Source organism: Pedobacter miscanthi (genome assembly GCF_032678605.1).
Taxonomy (GTDB): Bacteria; Bacteroidota; Bacteroidia; order Sphingobacteriales; family Sphingobacteriaceae; genus Pedobacter; species Pedobacter miscanthi_A.
Genome location: NZ_JAVTSU010000059.1, coordinates 1 through 1387 on the forward strand (window position 1 = coordinate 1; position 1387 = coordinate 1387).

Annotated in this window: 2 protein-coding genes; both read left to right on the forward strand. The window is 35.5% G+C overall.

The genetic code is table 11. The features are described 5' to 3' along the window. A partial coding sequence (locus tag R2R28_RS29040; protein WP_316829160.1) for a M91 family zinc metallopeptidase occupies positions 1-768 on the forward strand: 768 nt, incomplete at its 5' end. Beyond that, positions 768-1370 (forward strand): hypothetical protein, encoded by a 603-nt coding sequence (locus R2R28_RS29045; protein ID WP_316829161.1) that lies wholly within the window; start codon positions 768-770, stop codon positions 1368-1370. The genes R2R28_RS29040 and R2R28_RS29045, both read left to right, overlap by 1 nt. Positions 1371-1387 lie beyond the last annotated feature (17 nt).

Sequence of the window (1387 nt, forward strand, 5' to 3'; positions counted from 1 at the left end):
GCTGAAAAACGGCTGAAAAGTTGTGGTAGGCAGTATGATTACGGGGCAAGGTTCTATGACCCAATCATCGGGCGCTGGAACGTAGTGGATCCGCTGGCGGAGAAGATGAGGAGGTATTCGCCTTACAATTATGCCTTTGATAATCCTATTAGCTTTGTGGATCCTGATGGGATGATTCCAAAAGATATTATTATCCTGGGAACAAAAGAATATAGATTGCAAGTATTTAAGCACCTGCAATCCTTAACTAATCAAAAATTGACCATGAAGAATGATGGTCATTTAACAATCGGTACTCCTACAGTAAGAAATAAGCCTGTTGGAACAGATTTAGTTAGAGATTTAATAAAAAGCGAACACAAAACGGTTATTAAAAATACAGAAGGAACGGGTAATATGACAACATTTGCCAGTACAGAAAAGGCTAGCGGAAAAGTTAGCGGGGGCAGTCCTTCGACAATTAACTATAACCCTGTTGATCCAGGTACAGGGATTGTCAATGCAGATGGTACTACTGGTAGACCAGCACAAGTTGGTCTTGCACATGAACTTGGACATGCAAGGGACGGAATAAATGGAAAGGTAAATAGTGTTGATTATGATAACCCAACAAGTGTGCAACAAGGTACAGTTATAGTTAACGATCCAGACAATGGGGAGCGACGCTATATGACTAAAGATGAATATAATATCAGAAAAAATGTAGATAACCCTATAAGGAGAGAACAAGGAGCTAAAGCAAGAGCTATGCCTCAAATCGTACCATAATGAAGTATAAAATAACACTAATTTTAGGTTTGCTAACTCTTACGGCTTGTACTGATGAGAGTAAATGTAATAGGAATTTTCACGATGTGTTGAATGTTTCCACATTTCAATTATGGGAAAAACAGACCTCCTTGGATATAAATACTAGTAAAAATGTAAAGTTGATGTTTCTTTTGAAGTCGGAACAAAAACTTGGAATTTCAATATTTCATAGGCAGATCTTCCTTAAAAACGGCCTACATGGTATAAAAGACTTAGAAAATTTGAAGTTTGATTCTTTAGTCATTGTAGAAATGAATAAAAGTGGAGAAGTGAATGAAGAGGTTAAGTATATTGTGGCTTCGTGTAGTGAAAATACAACAATATTTAAATTTGAATTACACCGTGGAAAGTGGAAGATTGATAACATTCATGAAGCGAAAACGAAAAGAATTAATCATGTCATTAACATATTGAATCATCGAACTGAAAATGATCCTTACTCGGGAAGTGGTATTAATGATTTAGTTTCAATATCTAAATTCTTGACCAATGATAAAATTACAGTAAAAGTTTTATCCTATGTTGATAAGGAACAGTTTGAAGCCTTGTCTAGTTTATAATATAGAAGTAAGTATCC

Excerpts from the sequence above, each read along its gene's own strand:
- R2R28_RS29045 (WP_316829161.1), top strand. The coding sequence starts at position 768 with ATGAAGTATAAAATAACACTAATTTTAGGTTTGCTAACTCTTACGGCT.